The organism is Fulvimarina thalattae, from assembly GCF_040239565.1.
Classification (GTDB): Bacteria; Pseudomonadota; Alphaproteobacteria; order Rhizobiales; family Rhizobiaceae; genus Fulvimarina.
Genome location: NZ_JBEHWS010000010.1, coordinates 22,390 through 38,049, shown reverse-complemented (window position 1 = coordinate 38,049; position 15,660 = coordinate 22,390). Strand labels below are relative to the sequence as shown.

The 15,660-nt window shown below is 62.5% G+C and carries 17 protein-coding genes; 16 read left to right on the top strand and 1 reads right to left on the bottom strand.

What is annotated here, in order from left to right; all coding sequences use genetic code 11:
- Positions 1-111 precede the first annotated feature (111 nt).
- From ABRA89_RS13420 to ABRA89_RS13405, 4 genes are read left to right on the top strand one after another with little or no spacing between them, the layout of a single operon-like run.
- Complete coding sequence (locus tag ABRA89_RS13420) at positions 112-2,151, top strand: DNA polymerase III subunit gamma/tau (protein ID WP_349942008.1); 2,040 nt, start codon at positions 112-114, stop codon at positions 2,149-2,151.
- A gap of 6 nt (positions 2,152-2,157) precedes the next feature.
- On the top strand, positions 2,158-2,481 hold the full coding sequence (locus tag ABRA89_RS13415) for a YbaB/EbfC family nucleoid-associated protein (RefSeq protein ID WP_349942007.1): 324 nt from the start codon (positions 2,158-2,160) through the stop codon (positions 2,479-2,481).
- Between the two features lie 49 nt (positions 2,482-2,530).
- Positions 2,531-3,136 (top strand): recombination mediator RecR, encoded by a 606-nt coding sequence (recR, locus tag ABRA89_RS13410; protein WP_349942006.1) that lies wholly within the window; start codon positions 2,531-2,533, stop codon positions 3,134-3,136.
- 15 nt (positions 3,137-3,151) lie between these two features.
- A complete protein-coding gene (locus ABRA89_RS13405) occupies positions 3,152-3,808 on the top strand; it encodes a nucleoside/nucleotide kinase family protein (RefSeq protein WP_349942005.1) in 657 nt (218 codons plus the stop codon).
- 75 nt (positions 3,809-3,883) lie between these two features.
- Here ABRA89_RS13405 and ABRA89_RS13400 read toward each other — a convergent pair whose 3' ends face one another.
- Entirely contained in the window at positions 3,884-4,639 is a 756-nt protein-coding gene (locus ABRA89_RS13400; protein ID WP_349942004.1) for an SDR family NAD(P)-dependent oxidoreductase, read from the bottom strand.
- A gap of 236 nt (positions 4,640-4,875) precedes the next feature.
- Here ABRA89_RS13400 and ABRA89_RS13395 point away from each other — a divergent pair, with 236 nt between their 5' ends.
- The 12 genes from ABRA89_RS13395 (at position 4,876) to trpA (ending at position 15,605) form a co-directional block, all read left to right on the top strand.
- Positions 4,876-6,096: an ABC transporter substrate-binding protein gene (locus ABRA89_RS13395; RefSeq protein ID WP_349942003.1), complete on the top strand. Its 1,221-nt coding sequence runs from the start codon at positions 4,876-4,878 to the stop codon at positions 6,094-6,096.
- A 9-nt stretch (positions 6,097-6,105) separates the two neighbouring features.
- On the top strand, positions 6,106-6,414 hold the full coding sequence (locus tag ABRA89_RS13390; RefSeq protein WP_349942002.1) for a toxin-antitoxin system TumE family protein: 309 nt from the start codon (positions 6,106-6,108) through the stop codon (positions 6,412-6,414).
- Positions 6,390-6,740, top strand: a complete 351-nt coding sequence (locus tag ABRA89_RS13385; protein WP_349942001.1) for an HVO_A0114 family putative DNA-binding protein — start codon at positions 6,390-6,392, stop codon at positions 6,738-6,740. Before ABRA89_RS13390 ends, ABRA89_RS13385 begins: the two co-directional genes overlap by 25 nt.
- 85 nt (positions 6,741-6,825) lie before the next feature.
- Entirely contained in the window at positions 6,826-8,526 is a 1,701-nt protein-coding gene (locus tag ABRA89_RS13380; RefSeq protein ID WP_349942000.1) for an ABC transporter permease, read from the top strand.
- Positions 8,523-9,188: an ATP-binding cassette domain-containing protein gene (locus ABRA89_RS13375; protein ID WP_349941999.1), complete on the top strand. Its 666-nt coding sequence runs from the start codon at positions 8,523-8,525 to the stop codon at positions 9,186-9,188. Before ABRA89_RS13380 ends, ABRA89_RS13375 begins: the two co-directional genes overlap by 4 nt.
- Positions 9,189-9,192: 4 nt before the next feature.
- Positions 9,193-11,658 carry an ATP-dependent helicase HrpB gene (hrpB, locus tag ABRA89_RS13370; protein WP_349941998.1) on the top strand — a complete coding sequence of 822 codons (2,466 nt, stop codon included), beginning with the start codon at positions 9,193-9,195 and terminating at the stop codon, positions 11,656-11,658.
- An 85-nt stretch (positions 11,659-11,743) separates the two neighbouring features.
- Positions 11,744-12,424, top strand: a complete 681-nt coding sequence (locus tag ABRA89_RS13365) for a phosphoribosylanthranilate isomerase (RefSeq protein WP_349941997.1) — start codon at positions 11,744-11,746, stop codon at positions 12,422-12,424.
- Between the two features lie 2 nt (positions 12,425-12,426).
- The gene (trpB, locus tag ABRA89_RS13360) at positions 12,427-13,647 is read left to right on the top strand and encodes a tryptophan synthase subunit beta (protein ID WP_349941996.1); all 1,221 of its coding nucleotides are present in this window, start codon (positions 12,427-12,429) and stop codon (positions 13,645-13,647) included.
- Between the two features lie 41 nt (positions 13,648-13,688).
- Complete coding sequence (locus ABRA89_RS13355) at positions 13,689-13,967, top strand: hypothetical protein (RefSeq protein ID WP_349941995.1); 279 nt, start codon at positions 13,689-13,691, stop codon at positions 13,965-13,967.
- A complete protein-coding gene (locus ABRA89_RS13350; protein ID WP_349941994.1) occupies positions 13,964-14,236 on the top strand; it encodes a type II toxin-antitoxin system RelE/ParE family toxin in 273 nt (90 codons plus the stop codon). The genes ABRA89_RS13355 and ABRA89_RS13350 overlap by 4 nt, the downstream gene beginning before the upstream one ends.
- Positions 14,237-14,306: 70 nt before the next feature.
- Positions 14,307-14,630, top strand: coding sequence for a divalent-cation tolerance protein CutA (cutA, locus tag ABRA89_RS13345; protein ID WP_349941993.1), 324 nt, complete (start codon positions 14,307-14,309; stop codon positions 14,628-14,630).
- A gap of 150 nt (positions 14,631-14,780) precedes the next feature.
- Complete coding sequence (gene trpA, locus ABRA89_RS13340; protein WP_349941992.1) at positions 14,781-15,605, top strand: tryptophan synthase subunit alpha; 825 nt, start codon at positions 14,781-14,783, stop codon at positions 15,603-15,605.
- Positions 15,606-15,660: the final 55 nt, after the last annotated feature.

The window sequence follows — 15,660 nt, the reverse complement described above, 5'->3', positions numbered from 1 at the left end:
ATAGCCTGTTCCGCGCGGAGACCGGTTTACAAGGGCCGGCAGCCGGTTCGCGGGGGCGTAGCCTTATTGCGAGCGGCCAGCACTCCATAAAGTTCGCGGACAGGGCAAAACATGAGCGACACGTCTGCCACTGAAGCCGCCGAGCCGGATGCCGCCTACCGCGTGCTTGCGCGAAAATATCGGCCGCATTCCTTCGAGGACCTCATCGGCCAGGAGCCGATGGTCCGCACGCTTACGAATGCTTTCGAGACAGGTCGCATCGCCCAGGCCTGGATGCTCACCGGCGTCCGCGGCGTCGGCAAGACGACGACGGCCCGCATCCTCGCCCGCGCCCTCAATTACGAAACCAGTGAGATCGACCAGCCGACGATCCACATGCGGGGTCCGGGCGTCCATTGCCAGGCGATCATGGAGGGGCGGCATGTCGACGTTGTCGAGATGGACGCCGCCTCCCACACCGGTATCGACGACATCCGCGAGATCATCGCGCAGGTCCGCTATCGCCCGGTTTCGGCGCGCTACAAGGTCTATATCATCGACGAGGTCCACATGCTGTCGACGCAGGCCTTCAATGGCCTGCTGAAGACGCTGGAAGAGCCGCCGGAGCATGTGAAATTCGTCTTCGCGACGACCGAAATCCGAAAGGTGCCGATAACCGTCCTGTCGCGCTGCCAGCGCTTCGATCTCCGCCGTGTCGAACCGGCGACGCTGATCGGCCATCTCAGGCAGATCGCGGGTAAGGAAAAGGTCGAGATCGAGGATGACGCGCTGCGGCTCATCGCCCGCGCAGCCGAAGGCTCGGTTCGCGACTCGCTCTCGCTCACCGATCAGGCCATCGCCCACGGGGCAGGGGCCGTAACGGCAGGCGCGGTGCGCGACATGCTGGGCCTCGCCGACCGGGTGCGCGTCATCGATCTCTTCGAATTTGTCATGCAGGGCGACGCGGCGTCGGCGCTCGCCGAGCTGCGCGACCAGTATACCGTCGGCGCCGACCCGGCGATCGTTCTCGGTGATCTTGCCGACTTCACCCATCTGGTGACGACGCTTCGCTACGCGCCTGAAGCGGCTGAGGACGCGGTCCTATCGCCGGACGAAGCCGAGCGTGGGCTTGCCTATTCCAAGAGCCTGTCCGTGCGCACGCTCGGCCAGGTCTGGCAGATGTTGCTGAAAGCGCTGGAAGAAACCCGCAACGCCGATTCCCCGCGTCAGGCCGCCGAGATGGCACTGATCCGCATTGCCCATGCCGCCGACCTGCCATCGCCCGACGATCTTCTGCGCTTGTTGAAAAACGGCGACATGGACGGTCTGCCAGCTCCCAAAGCGGAGAAGCCAGAGGCCAAACCGGCAGCGCAGGCATCCGCATCTGGTTCATTCACGTCTACACGCCCTTTTCAGCCGCCAAAATCGGCAGAGCCGCCTGCACAAAAGGCATCGGTGGCACCCGCGGCACCGGCCGCCCGGGCGGAAGCAACCTCTTCAGCTCAGTCAGTTCCGAGCCTCAGCCATGCAGCGGCAGCTTCGAGACCAGCCCGCGCCCCCCTCTCGCTCGCAACCAGCGCGGCGCCAGAAGTCTCGCCCCAGCAAAAGCCGACGAACCAGCCGACAACGCCGGATATCGAGATCGCCGATCTTGCAGCCCTTGCAGACCTTGCGAAGTCCAATCGGGATTCGCGGCTTGAAGCGTGGATTCGCCGCTATGTCCGGCTGAAATCCATCGGGCCGCGCCGCCTCGAAATCGGCGTCACAGAGGAGGCGCCGGAGGCCCTCGCCGGCGAACTCACCCGCAAACTCCACGATTGGACCGGCGCGCGCTGGTCGGTGACGGTGGCCGGCGGCGTTTCGGGCCAAACCCTGGAAGAGACCAGAACGGAGAAGCGTCTGGCCCTTCTGCGCGATGCCGAGCAGGACCCGGCGGTCGCGGCGGTCCTCAAGGCTTTTCCCGGCGCCAAGATCGCCGATGTCCGGCTGCGCGGAGATATGGTCGCCGAAGAAGCCGAGGCCGATCTCGCTGCGGGCCTCGAACCGGCGCCCGACGATCTGGCAGAACTCAATGATTTCGAGCCGGGGCTGGACTATGGAGCCGACGGCGACGATATCGGCGAAAGCGACGGAGCTTTCTCCGATCAAGACGACGACAGCGAAGACAGGTGAGACCCGATGAAAGACATGATGAACATCATGAAGCAGGCGAAAGCCATGCAGGACAAGATGGCCGGTCTCCAGGAGGAGATGGCCGAAATGACCGTTTCCGGCCAGTCGGGCGGTGGCGTCGTCACGGTGACGCTCACCGGCAAAGGCGACATGACCAGCCTTTCGATCGACCGCTCGCTCCTGAAGGAAGACGAGGGCGACATTGTCGAGGATCTGGTCATCGCGGCGCATGCCGACGCCAAGACGAAGCTCGAAGCCGCGATCCAGGAAAAGACTCAGGCAATGACCGCCGGCCTTGGCCTGCCGCCCGGCATGAAGCTTCCGTTCTAAGTTTGTCCCCGCTTCTCGAACGCCCCTTCAAACCGCAGGTCCGCACCTGATGGCAAAGACGATTGCCGGGCCGGAGATCGAGCGGCTTATCCAGCTGCTCGCAAAGCTCCCGGGCCTCGGGCCTCGGTCCGCACGCCGGGCGGCGCTTCACCTCGTCAAGAAGCGCGAGCCGATCCTGCGTCCGCTCACCGCCGCCATGGCGGATGCGTTGGAAAAGGTCGGTGAGTGCTCGGTCTGCGGCAATATCGACACGAGCGATCCCTGCACGATCTGCTGCGATCCGACGCGGGACCAGTCGGTCGTCGTCGTGGTGGAAGACGTCTCGGACCTCTGGGCGCTTGAGCGCGCAAAGGCGCTCAATGCAGCCTATCATGTTCTGGGCGGCGTCCTCTCGCCACTCGAAGGCATCGGCCCGGAGGACCTCACGATACGCCAGCTCGTCGAGCGCGTTTCGAAAGGTGAGGTAAAGGAGCTGGTGATCGCGGTGAACGCCACCGTCGAAGGCCAAACGACCGCCCACTATCTGATGGACCAGCTCGAAGGCCTCGACGTCCGTGCGACCCGGCTCGCACACGGTGTTCCAGTCGGCGGCGAGCTCGACTATCTGGACGAAGGCACGCTTTCGGCCGCCATGCGCTCACGCACGGCGCTCTGATCGGTAGGACTCTCCATGACTACGATCTCGCCCGACAAATTCCTCCAGATGATCAGCGGACTGGATCGCTCAAAGCGGACGATCGTCGCGATCGCCGGCGCACCAGGCTCCGGCAAGAGCACGTTTGCCGAGATGCTCGTTGATAAGCTTAATCGCGACGAGGCCGGGAGCGCCGCGGTCCTGCCGATGGACGGATTTCACTTCGACGACATCGTGCTCGAAGAGCGCGGCCATCGCCCCCGCAAGGGCGCACCTCACACCTTCGATATCGGAGGCCTGCGAGCCACCCTCGAACGCCTCAAGCGCAACAACGAGGCCTTCATCGCGTCTCCCGTCTTCGATCGCTCCATCGAAATCGCCCGCGCCGGCGCCCGCATCATCGAGAAGACGATTTCGATTATCGTCGTCGAGGGCAATTACCTGCTGCTCGATGACCCCGACTGGACGCCACTACGAGAGTTCTTCGATATCTCGGCCTATCTCGACGAGCCGGAGAGCATTCTGGAAGAGCGCCTGACGGCGCGTTGGATCGGGTTCGGGCTGGAGGGCGAAGCCTTCCGGGCAAAGATGGAAGACAACGATTTGCCGAATGTGCGTCTCGTGCTCGACAAGGGTGGGGGAGGCGAGGACACGTTCATCATCCGATCGGCATCTGCCGGTGCGGATAGGTGACCCATGTCCACCGGTCCTGCATCGGCAATCGGTCCGATGTCCAGCCAGCCTGCGGAGCTTTCACTGCCGAAACTGTCAGACGTGCTGGCCGCCATTGATGTGGAGTTCCGACCCGGTCACGTATGACGACTGGTTCGAGCAAAGAAAGTAGATGACGTCAGCGACTTCCGCCGTCTGCCCGAGCCGGCGCAGCGGGATGTCATCGATCATCTGCTCGGTGCCGGGCGATAGGATGGCCGTTTCGATTTCCCCAGGCGCGATCGCGTTCACACGGATACCGGACGGTCCGAAGTCGGCGGCCATCTCGCGGGTGAGGGAATTCAGTGCGGCCTTCGACGTCGCATAGGCAGTGCCGGCGAAGGGATGCACCCGGCTGCCGACGATCGAGGTCACGTTGACGATCGAGCCCTTGCCGTTCTGAAGCTCCTTGAACAGACCTCGCGCAAGCATGATCGGCGCGAAGAAGTTCACCTGAAAGACGTCCCGCCACGTGTGCATGGGCGTCTTGAAGGAATCCATGCGCGCGCCGCCCTCCAGCTTCGGAGAGATCGCCGCATTGTTCACGAGCGCATTCAGTGTAGAGCCGTTCGCGCTGAGCCGCTGGCGAATCTCCGATACCGCAAATCCCACGTCTTCCGGGTCGGAGAGATCGACGCGGATATGGTCTTCCGGTCCCGCCGGCCATGGGCAATTGTCGGCAAACTCCTGGCGCGAGCAGGTGATCACCCGCCAGCCTTCTCGGGAAAATCGCTTGACCGTCGCGTGGCCGATCCCGCGCGATGCGCCGGTGAGGACGAGCGTCTTGCGTTCATCAAGCGGCGCTTGCGACATGGAGCAATCTCCTGAAATAGCTTGGGTCTTGATAAATGGTCCGGCTGGGTCGATCAGCCCTCGCCGTCGATACTCCTTTGACGGCACTATGGCGAGAACCAAAGACAAGCGAACAGCGGATGCAAAGAGCGTCCGCGACATCATATGGCACGTAAGTAATGTCGAGTGCGGATAATACGAAGAATTCACCAGGGCGCACCAACGGCGTCGGGCCGAATCAAGAGGGACGGAACCGAATGAAAATTCTGAAGACAGCGCTTCTCGGAGCAGCTTTACTCGGCGCGTTCGGCGCGCACGCCTTCGCACAGTCAGACGACGGCGAAGCGTGGGAGAAGACGCTCGAAGCGGCGAAGGGCCAGACGGTTTACTTCAATGCCTGGGGCGGGTCTCAGAATATCAACGACTACATCGAATGGGTCGGCAATCAGGTTGAGGAGCGCTACGATGTCTCGCTCGAACACGTGAAGCTTGACGACACGGCGAACGCCGTCGCCCAGGTCGTCGCTGAGAAAGCCGCGGGCCGTAACGATGATGGTGGCATCGACCTCATCTGGATCAATGGCGAGAATTTTGCCTCCATGAAGGACCAGGACCTTCTCGCCGACGGATTTGCCACCGACCTGCCGAACTGGTCCCTCGTCGATCAGGACAATCCGAGCGTAACCACGGATTTCACGGTAGCCACCGAAGGACAGGAAAGCCCATGGGGCGGCGCGAAATTCGTCTTCTTCACCGATCCTGCGCGCTTCGGTGATCTCGATACGATGCCCGACTCGACAGACGAGCTTCTGGAATGGGCCAAGGCCAACCCCGGCCGCTTCTCCTATCCGGCCCCGCCCGATTTCATGGGTTCCAGCTTCCTCAAGCAAGTGCTTTCCGAGACGATCGAAGATCCGAGTCTCCTTGAAGCGCCGGTCGACGAGGCGAATTTCGAAGAGGTCTCGAAGCCGCTCTGGGATTATCTCGACGAGCTTCAGCCAGCCCTCTGGCGCTCGGGCCGCGACTATCCTGAAAACTATCCGGCGATGAAGCAGCTCCTGGCTGACGGCGAACTCGGCATCATCTTCGCCTTCAACCCGGCCGAGGCATCGAACGCGATCGCCAATTACGAGTTGCCCGAAACCGTCCGCTCTTTCGTTTTCTCCGGCGGCACCCTCGGCAACACCCACTTCGTGGCCATTCCCTATAATTCGGGCTCGAAGGAAGCGGCCAAGGTCGTTGCGAACTTCCTGATGTCGCCGGAAGCCCAGGTCCGCAAGGAACGCCCGGAGATATGGGGCGACCCGACCATCCTCGACGTCGAAAGGCTGACCGATGAACAGCGCCAGGAATTTCAGGAGATCGATCGCGGCGTCGCAACCCTGGGCCCAGACGAACTCGGCCCCGTTCTACCCGAGCCGCATCCATCCTGGATGACACGCATCGAAGACCAGTGGTTGAAGCGCTACGGCAGTTGACCGCGAAAAATGGCGAAGCGCGGTGCGAAGGCCAAGCTTCTTCTACGGGAGCGCAGGGTACTCACCGAAGAGCTATTTGTGGAGCTCGTGGTATGGCGGGTACCGCGTTCGCTGCATGGCTCGGACCATGATCTGAAATATCGCCTCGCTCTCGTGTTTCGAGGTGTCTGCGTGCTACGATACGATAACGAGGCGGGAAAAGGAGATCACCGACATACAATGTCGGGCGAGCAGCCTTATCGGTTCGTCGATGCGGAGCGATTAATCGAGGATTTCTGGATGGAGGTCGCCGAATGGCGTCGTCAAAGCGATATCTGAATGTCTCGGTTGCATCCGACGACGCTGTGAAGGGACGCTTCCAGGGTGCCATGCGCGGAGAGGACCAGGGCGAATGGCTCACCTTTCCTTCGGCTGAAATGCTCTGGTCGGTGCTGTCGCCAGAAAGATGGGCAATTCTCCAATTCATGATCGAAACGGATGGATCGAACACCGAAACGATCGCCCGATTTCAGGGCCGGAAAATTGAAGACGTTGAGGATGATCTCTCCGTGCTGCGCGATGCCGGATTGATCAGCGGAAACGGCAACACGTTTCGCTTCGACTATGACGGAGTCCATGTCGACTTTGTGCTCGCTGCCGCGTGAAGCGAGCTTTTTCAAAGCGGGTCCCAACATTCAATCTGCTTCGGAAAAGCCGAGCGCCAACTGAGGCGCATTGGATGCTCGATCGTTGAACCTCCGCCTCATCCCATGGCTCATCGCCGCACTTCTTGCGATGCCGGTCTTCATCGGTCTGGCGGGCGTCATCCTTCCGGCCTTCGGCTATCTGCCGGCGCTCGGCGGCACAGAATTCACGTTCGATCCATTTCGCGATCTCGCTTCCCGCTCAGGTCTTTTCGGCTCGGCTGCGCTGTCCTTTGCGACCGGCCTCGTAACCACCGTCGTGTCGGTCGTCTCAGTTGCGCTGTTCCTCGCTGCGTTTGCGGGTACGCGTCCGATGCGAATCGCGCGCCGCAGCCTCGGGCCGCTGTTGGCCATCCCCCATGCCGCCGCCGCTTTCGGTCTGGTCTTCCTGATCGCACCATCCGGCCTGATCGTCCGGCTGCTCGCGCTTCCTTTCGGTTTCACGAGCCCGCCGGATCTCCTCATCGTCGGCGATCCACTTGGCCTAGCGATGATGGTCGGGCTCATTGCCAAGGAAGTCCCGTTTCTTCTCCTCGTCGCATTCGCAGCGCTTCCGCAGGCCGATCCGGAACGCCGAACGATGCTCGCCCGCTCTCTGGGATACGGTCGCATGGCCGCGTTCCTCCTCACGGTCTGGCCGGCAATCTATCGTCAGATCAGACTTCCCGTGCTTGCGGTCGTCGCCTTCGCGTCCTCGGTCGTCGATGTCGCGTTGATTCTCGGTCCTTCGGTTCCTCCGACCCTCGCCGTCCGGTTGTTGCAATGGATGGGCGATCCCGACCTTTCCATGCGTTTCCTGGCGTCGGCGGGCGCGATCCTGCAGCTTGCCGTCACAGCGGTAGCGCTCGCAGCCTGGATCATGCTTGAAAGATTTGGCGCCACGCTTCGCGAGATGGTTGCCGCGCGCGGCAATCGATATGCCTTCGACCGCGGAGTTCGCGCAATCGCCTCCATCCCGGTCGTTCTTGCCGGACTTTCGCTAGCCTTCGGCATCTTGATGCTCTGCCTCTGGTCGTTCGCGGGCTTCTGGGGGTTCCCCGAGCCTCTGCCGCCATCCTATTCCCTGACCACATGGCAGCGAGCTTTGCCTCGGGCTGAAGACCCGTTGGTCACCACCGCGCTCGTTGCTGGCCTTTCCGGCATCATCGCGTTGATCGCCGTCATCATCATGCTCGAAGCCCATCGCCGCGCTGAACCGCGCCTTGCTGGCGAGCGGCCCGTTCTGCCCTCGCTGATCGCAGGGCTTCTCTATCTGCCACTCATCGTGCCGCAGATCGCCTTCGTCTTCGGGCTTCAGATCCTCGTCGTGGCCTCCGGCGTGCAGCCCTCGCTCACGCTTCTGGTCGCCGTCCATCTCATCTTCGTCGCCCCTTATGTCGCCCTGGCTCTTGTCGGCCCCTGGTACGCTCTCGACCCGCGCTACGAGGTCGTCGCATCTAGCGTTGGACATGGCCCGCTTGCCGCGCTCCTGCGCGTGCGGATGCCACTGCTTCTCGCTCCGATTCTCACATCCTTCGCGATCGGCTTTGCGGTTTCCGTCGGCCAGTATCTGCCAACCGTGCTGATTGGAGCGGGCCGCCTGACCACGATCACAACGGAGGCCGTCGCGCTCGCCTCAGGCGGGAACCGCCGCGTCATCGGCGTTTATGCGCTCCTCCAAACGCTCATCCCGGCACTTGTCTTTGTCGCCGCCAGCCTTCTGCCCGGCTTCATCTTTCGCGGCAGACGCGGCATGGAAGGCGCATGAGCGAATCCTCCAAGAGTCAGCGTGGCCTCGGCCTCGACGATGTTTCCATCCGTCTCGACGGGCGCATCCTGCTCGAAATCGACCGGCTGATCGAACCCGGCGAGGTTCTCACAGTCATGGGGCCGTCCGGCTCGGGAAAGTCGACGCTTTTTGCCTATATCGCCGGTTTCCTCGATCCGGTCTTCGATGCGGAGGGACAAATCCTGCTGGATGGCACGCCAATCCACGACAAACGGCCGGAACAGCGCTCCGTCGGCCTCCTCTTTCAGGATGCGCTACTCTATCCGCACATGTCCGTCGGCTCGAACCTCCTCTTCGCCTTGCCGGGAGGTCTGACTGGCCGCGCAAGCCGGATCCACAAGGCTCAAGAAATGCTGGCCCGCGTTGGCCTCGACGGCCTCTTCGATCGCGACCCCGCGACACTCTCCGGTGGACAGGCGGCCCGTGTGGCTCTCGCCCGCACCCTGCTCGCCGAACCAAAGGCAATGCTTCTCGACGAGCCCTTCTCGCGGCTTGATGCACCCTTGCGGAAATCCATGCGCGAACTCGTCTTCGGCCTCGTTCTCGAGCGCGGGATACCAGCCTTGCTTGTGACTCACGACCGAGAGGATGCGGATGCCGCAGGCGGTCCGTTGGTCGAAATCGCGCCGGCGAGGGAATAGGACCGTGCGAGATCTCCCGTCGCTTCCCGTCACCGAAGTGCTCCCGAAGCTCGCGGAGGCGCTGGAGCAGGGCGATGCCGCGGTCCTGGTCGCGCCGCCCGGCGCCGGCAAGACGACGCTCGCACCGCTCCATCTTTTCAATCGAATAGCGCCGTCCCAAGGCAAGATAATCCTCGTCGAACCGCGTCGTCTCGCGGCCCGCGCCGCCGCCCGGCGCATGGCGGAAATCCTTGGCGAAGCGGTTGGAGAAACCGTCGGCTGGCGCATGCGCCTCGACACGAAGGTCACTGCCAAAACCCGCATCGAAGTCGTCACCGAAGGCGTCTTCACGCGCATGATCCTCGCCGATCCCGAGCTCTCCGGCATCGCGTGCGTCATCTTCGACGAATTCCACGAGCGCTCCCTCGATGGCGATTTCGGTCTGGCACTCGCACTCGACGTCCAAGGCGCGTTGCGCGAGGACCTGAAGCTTCTCGTCATGTCGGCGACGCTCGACGGTGCGCGTGTCGCAAAACTCCTCAACGACGCACCGGTGATCGAGAGCCAAGGCAGGGCCTTTCCTGTCGATATCCGCCATCGCGAGCATTCGGGTACAGAGCGGATTGAGGATGCCATGGCCGCCGCAATCCGCGAAGCGCTCGAGGCCGAGACCGGCAGCATCCTCGCCTTCCTGCCGGGCCAGCGCGAGATCGAACGGGTCGCGGAACGCCTCGACGGCCGCGTTCCCGAAAACGTTCTCATCGCTCCCCTGTTTGGCGCCATGGAAGGTGCTGCGCAGGACCTGGCGGTGCGACCGGCTGGCAACGGTATCCGAAAAGTCGTCCTCGCCACCTCCATCGCCGAAACCTCGCTGACGATCGAAGGTGTGCGCGTCATCATCGACTCAGGCCTTGCCCGCAGGCCCCGCTTCGAACCCGCGACCGGGCTTTCGCGCCTCGAAACGGTGCGCGTTTCCAAAGCGTCGGCCGATCAGCGCTCAGGTCGCGCTGGCCGCACCGAACCGGGCATAGCGATCCGCCTCTGGCGCGCAGAGCAGACCGCCTCGCTGCAAGCCTACGACCCGCCCGAAATCCTCGCGACGGACCTCTCCGGCCTCGTTCTCGATTGCGCCGCCTGGGGTGTCGCCGATCCATCCGAGTTGGCCTTTCTCGACCCGCCGCCTGCACCGGCATTGGCCGAGGCGAAGAAGCTGCTTTTCGAACTCGGTGCGCTCGACGAGGACGGCCGCCTGACCGAAATCGGCGAGGCGATGCGCGCCCTTCCATTGCCGCCACGACTGGCTCGCATGGTCGTCGCCGCACCGGACGATGCCCGGCTGACGGCTGCCCGGCTTGCCGTCCTTCTAACCGAACGCGGTCTGGGTGGAAACGACGCCGATCTCTCCGAACGCCTGAGACGCTTTGAACGCGAGAAAAGCCCGCGCGCGAAAGGCGCCGAACACCTTGCGCGCCGCATTGCGGACAGCGCACCGAAGGGTGGTAGTGCCTCTTCAGATGATACGGCGAAGGAACCGGGCGCGCTCCTCGCGCTCGCCTACCCGGATCGTGTCGCCGTTCAGCGCGGCGCGCCTGGCTCCTACGTTCTCGTCAATGGACGCGGCGGCCAACTCGATCCGATCGAGGCTCTCGCCAAGAACCGCGCAGTCGTGGTCGCCGAGCTTCAGGGAGCCGCGCGGGCAGGGCGCATCTTCTCGGCTGCCCCTCTTTCGGACGAAGCGCTTGGAAACTTGTTCGCCAGCTTGGGCATAACCGAGGAGACGTTGATCTTCGACAAGCAAGCGAGGGCGGTTCGCGCCCGGCGCATCGAACGGCTTGGCCGGATCATCCTTTCCGAAAAACCCCTACCGAACCCGAGCGGCCTTGATGCGACGAACACGTTGATGGAGGGGCTTAAATCCCTGCCGTTCCACGCGCTTCCTTTCGACAAAGAGGGCGAGCGCCTGCTCCGCCGTCTGCGCTTTCTCGCCAAGTCCGACCCCGATGCCTGGCCAGACCTGTCCGATGCAGCGCTCCATGGGTCGCTCTGCGACTGGCTGGCGCCTTTCGTCCCCGGCGCAACCGCTCTGTCCGACATCGCCGAAGGCCATTTAAAACAGGCGCTGAATGCCCTCGTTCCCGGCCACCTTCAAGGCCGGCTCGACGATCTGGCACCCTCCCATTTTGAAGCGCCGACGGGCAACCGCCATCCGATCCGCTACGACGAGGATTCGCCCGTTCTTTCCATCCGCGTGCAGGAACTCTTCGGCCTCAAGAATCATCCGGCCATCGCAGATGGCCGCCTTCCATTGACGATCGAACTCCTTTCGCCGGCCCATCGCCCTATCCAGATCACGCGCGATCTGCCCGGCTTCTGGTCGGGCTCATGGTCGGACGTGCGTGCTGATTTGAGAGGCCGCTATCCGAAACACGAATGGCCGGAAGACCCGGCAGGCGCAGCGCCGACGGCACGAGCAAAGCGAAAATCGAGCTAGCTCGCAGGTTCGGGGGTCCCCGCTCTTCGAGCTGATTTTGCAAAAACTCCGAAACCGGTGCTACCGCTGGCCCCAGCATTATTGGATGGGCAGGATGACCAAACTGGACGTCAAAATCTGCGGCCTCTCTACCCGTGAAGCGATCGACGCCTCGCTTGCGCGCGGTGCGACGCATATTGGCTTTGTTTTCTTCGAAAAGAGCCCGCGCCATGTCGCAATCGAAGAGATGGCCGCGCTTGCAAGGCATGTGAACGGACAAGCGCAGACGGTCGTGGTGACTGTCGATCCCGATGACGCGACAGTCGACAGGCTGGTCTCGGAGGTCGCCCCTGATTGGGTGCAGCTGCACGGCCGCGAAAGTCCCGACCGCGTGTTCGAGCTCAAGACGGCGACCGGTCTTTCCATCATGAAGGCCCTCCCTGTCGCCGATATCGAGGATCTGGAACGGATCAGCCCCTATCTCGGCATCGCCGATCGCATCCTTTTGGATTCCAAGCGGCCGAAGGGGTCGAACCTACCCGGTGGCAACGGCGTTTCCTTCGACTGGCGACTTCTGGCCGCGCTTGACCGCAGCATCCCCTTCATGCTCTCGGGCGGGCTCGATGCCGACAATGTCCAAGAGGCGGTGCGCATTGCGCGACCCTCGGGTCTCGACATATCTTCGGGCGTGGAAAGCGGTCCCGGTGTCAAGGATATCGGCCGCATCCAGCGTTTCTTCGACGCGCTCGATCGGATCGGAGAAGACGAGTTGCAGGGAGATATGTGACGATGAACCAGCCATTGACGCCGAATTCGTTTCGCGCCGGTCCGGACGAGGAAGGTCGGTTCGGCATGTTCGGCGGCCGCTTCGTCGCCGAAACCCTGATGCCGCTGATCCTCGACCTCCAGGATCACTGGAACGCGGCGAAGACCGATCCGGAATTCAAGCGAGAGCTCGACGGCCTCAACGCCACCTATACGGGCCGTCCGTCGCCGCTTTATTTCGCCGAGCGGCTTACGGAAAAGCTCGGTGGCGCGAAGATTTACTTCAAGCGCGACGAGTTGAACCACACCGGCTCGCACAAGATCAACAACTGCCTCGGCCAAATCCTGCTCGCCCGGAAGATGGGCAAGACGCGGATCATCGCTGAGACCGGAGCCGGCCAGCACGGCGTTGCGACAGCCACCGTCTGCGCGCGCTTCGGCCTGCCTTGCGTGGTCTATATGGGCGCGACCGACGTCGAGCGGCAGGCACCGAACGTCTTCCGCATGAAGCTCCTCGGCGCTGAGGTAATCCCGGTAACCGCAGGCCATGGCACCCTCAAGGATGCCATGAATGAGGCGCTGCGCGACTGGGTGACCAATGTCGACTCGACCTATTATCTGATCGGCACCGCAGCCGGCCCGCACCCCTATCCGGAGCTCGTTCGCGACTTCCAGTCGGTGATTGGTAAAGAAGCCAAGGAGCAGATGATGGCCGCCGAGGGCCGTCACCCTGACATGCTCGTCGCTGCCGTCGGCGGCGGTTCGAATGCGATCGGCCTCTTCCACCCGTTCCTCGACGACAAGGATGTTTCCATGGTCGGCGTCGAGGCGGGCGGCAAGGGGCTCGACGGCGAGGAGCATTGCGCCTCCCTCACCGCCGGCGCACCGGGGGTCCTCCACGGCAACCGCACATATCTACTCCAGAATTCGGACGGACAGATCAAGGAAGGCCACTCGATCTCGGCCGGTCTCGATTATCCGGGCATCGGCCCCGAGCATTCCTGGCTGAAGGATTCAGGTCGCGTGGAATATGTGCCGATCATGGACACCGAAGCGCTCGAAGCCTTTCAGCTCCTTACCCGCACCGAGGGCATCATTCCCGCACTCGAGCCGGCCCATGCGCTGGCCGAAGTGGTCAAGCGCGCGCCGAAGATGGACAAGGACCAGATCATCCTGATGAACCTTTGCGGCCGCGGCGACAAGGATGTGCATACGGCTGCGAAGCACCTCGGCGTGGAGATGTGAGTCAAGTGCCGAGCGTTGGGTGAGCCCAATAGGAGAAAGCGGTGACGATCGAACTCAATGTTCCGCTCGATGACGCTCTAAAGGCTGATCTTGATGCCGAAGCGCGCGCTTCGAATCAGACTGCGTCACATATCGCTGAACAGGACATCGCGAGCTATCTTGCATCCCGTCGATCTAAGCGGGAAGCCGTGCGGCAAGCGATCTCGGAGGCCGGCCAAGGTCGGTTTGTCTCGAAGGAAGCGGTCGATCGCTGGATTTCTACTTGGTCGTATGATGGGGTTCCTCCTCCTCCAAAGGCTGATATTTTCGTCAAACGATGAAGATCGTCTTCCTCGAGAGAGCGGTCGAAGATCTCATATGTTTCAAGCGCTACTACACGCGGATATTTCTCGAAGGTGCGGCTGGAGCGAGGGAACGCTACAGAAAAGCTTTCGAAGCATTTGAGTTCAACCCATACTCCGGTCGTCCGGGCGACGATGAGTGCTGCGAATTTGTAATCTTGCGAACGCCATTCATCGTCGTCTACCGCGTTTCAGACGCGCGACTGGAGGTTTTGCGCGTATGGGACGATCGCGCTGAACGAACGTAAGACTGGCCGTAGCTCGGGACCTGCGTGGTCACGAGATTCTGCTCTGGAAAGGCCCGGGGAGCGAAACTCCATGACCGACATCATCGAAATCCAGACCACCTGTCCGACACTCGAGGATGCGCGCCAGCTCGCGCATATCCTGCTCGACGAAAAGCTTTCGGCCTGCTGCCAGATCGGCCGCGAGATCGACAGCCGTTACTGGTACGACGGCAAGCAGCATCGCGGCGATGAGACGCCTTTGATCGTCAAGACGCGCGCCGATCTGTTCGAGCGGATCGCGAAGCTGATCCGCGAACATCACCCCTACGAGACACCCGCCATCTTCGGCTTTGCGGTGCCCTTCGTCGATCAGGCGACGCGCGATTGGATCGACGAGACCTGCACTGGCACCTGATCGCCAACTGGCTCGATTGCAGCTGGCGATGACCGCTTGGCAGCGGCGGGTACGATCGCGTATGAGTGCGCGAATTCGAACCACGCCAACGGTATGGTGGGACATCCCTTTCACCGTTGGCCCGACGACCAGCCTTTCCGAAAGCGCATCATGACGACACGCATCGAGGACCGTTTCGCCAGACTGAGGGACGAGGGCCGCCCCGCTATGGTCAGCTTCGTCATGGGCGGCGATCCCGATCACGAAACATCGCTCGCGATCATGAAGGCGCTCCCAGAGGCGGGCGCGGACATCATCGAGCTCGGCATGCCGTTTTCCGATCCGATGGCAGACGGACCGGCCATCCAGAAAGCCGGCCTCAGAGCCCTCAAGGGCGGTGCAAGCCTCCAGAAGACGATCGACATCGTGAAGGCATTTCGGGAAACCGATGCCGAGACGCCGGTCATCCTGATGGGCTATTTCAACCCGATCTACATCTACGGCGTCGAACGGTTCATCCCGGCTGCGCTCGAAGCCGGCGTCGATGGCCTGATCGTCGTCGATCTTCCGCCCGAAATGGACGACGAACTCTGCATCCCGGCGCTTGATGCGGGACTCAACTTCATTCGCCTCGCAACACCGACGACCGACGACAAGCGCCTTCCGGCGGTCCTCAAGAACACCTCCGGTTTCGTCTACTACGTCTCGATCACCGGCATCACCGGAGCGGCGGCGCCCGACGCGAACAAGGTCGCGGCTGCAGTAGGGCGCATCAAGAACCATACCGATCTCCCTGTCTGTGTCGGTTTCGGCGTGAGAACCGCCGAGCAGGCCGCCGAGATCGGGAAAGGTGCGAACGGCGTCGTCGTCGGCTCCGCGATTGTTTCGGCGATCGAGAATTCGCTCGACAGCGGCGCCGCTACGAGTTCGACAGTCGACGCGGCAATCGGCATCGTGCGCGAAATTGCTGGCGGCGTGCGCACCGTCAAAGCTTGAGAAGTCGTTCGCTCTGGCCCACATCCTGCCCCGGATCATAAGAAACGAGCCCGAA

Bases quoted from the DNA above. Each gene is read 5' to 3' on its own strand.
- ABRA89_RS13420 (WP_349942008.1), top strand. From the start codon at position 112: ATGAGCGACACGTCTGCCACTGAAGCCGCCGAGCCGGATGCCGCCTAC.
- ABRA89_RS13415 (WP_349942007.1), top strand. From the start codon at position 2,158: ATGAAAGACATGATGAACATCATGAAGCAGGCGAAAGCCATGCAGGAC.
- recR (WP_349942006.1), top strand. From the start codon at position 2,531: ATGGCAAAGACGATTGCCGGGCCGGAGATCGAGCGGCTTATCCAGCTG.
- ABRA89_RS13405 (WP_349942005.1), top strand. From the start codon at position 3,152: ATGACTACGATCTCGCCCGACAAATTCCTCCAGATGATCAGCGGACTG.
- ABRA89_RS13400 (WP_349942004.1), bottom strand. From the start codon at position 4,639: ATGTCGCAAGCGCCGCTTGATGAACGCAAGACGCTCGTCCTCACCGGC.
- ABRA89_RS13395 (WP_349942003.1), top strand. From the start codon at position 4,876: ATGAAAATTCTGAAGACAGCGCTTCTCGGAGCAGCTTTACTCGGCGCG.
- ABRA89_RS13390 (WP_349942002.1), top strand. From the start codon at position 6,106: ATGGCGAAGCGCGGTGCGAAGGCCAAGCTTCTTCTACGGGAGCGCAGG.
- ABRA89_RS13385 (WP_349942001.1), top strand. From the start codon at position 6,390: ATGGCGTCGTCAAAGCGATATCTGAATGTCTCGGTTGCATCCGACGAC.
- ABRA89_RS13375 (WP_349941999.1), top strand. From the start codon at position 8,523: ATGAGCGAATCCTCCAAGAGTCAGCGTGGCCTCGGCCTCGACGATGTT.
- ABRA89_RS13365 (WP_349941997.1), top strand. From the start codon at position 11,744: ATGGGCAGGATGACCAAACTGGACGTCAAAATCTGCGGCCTCTCTACC.
- trpB (WP_349941996.1), top strand. From the start codon at position 12,427: ATGAACCAGCCATTGACGCCGAATTCGTTTCGCGCCGGTCCGGACGAG.
- ABRA89_RS13350 (WP_349941994.1), top strand. From the start codon at position 13,964: ATGAAGATCGTCTTCCTCGAGAGAGCGGTCGAAGATCTCATATGTTTC.
- cutA (WP_349941993.1), top strand. From the start codon at position 14,307: ATGACCGACATCATCGAAATCCAGACCACCTGTCCGACACTCGAGGAT.
- trpA (WP_349941992.1), top strand. From the start codon at position 14,781: ATGACGACACGCATCGAGGACCGTTTCGCCAGACTGAGGGACGAGGGC.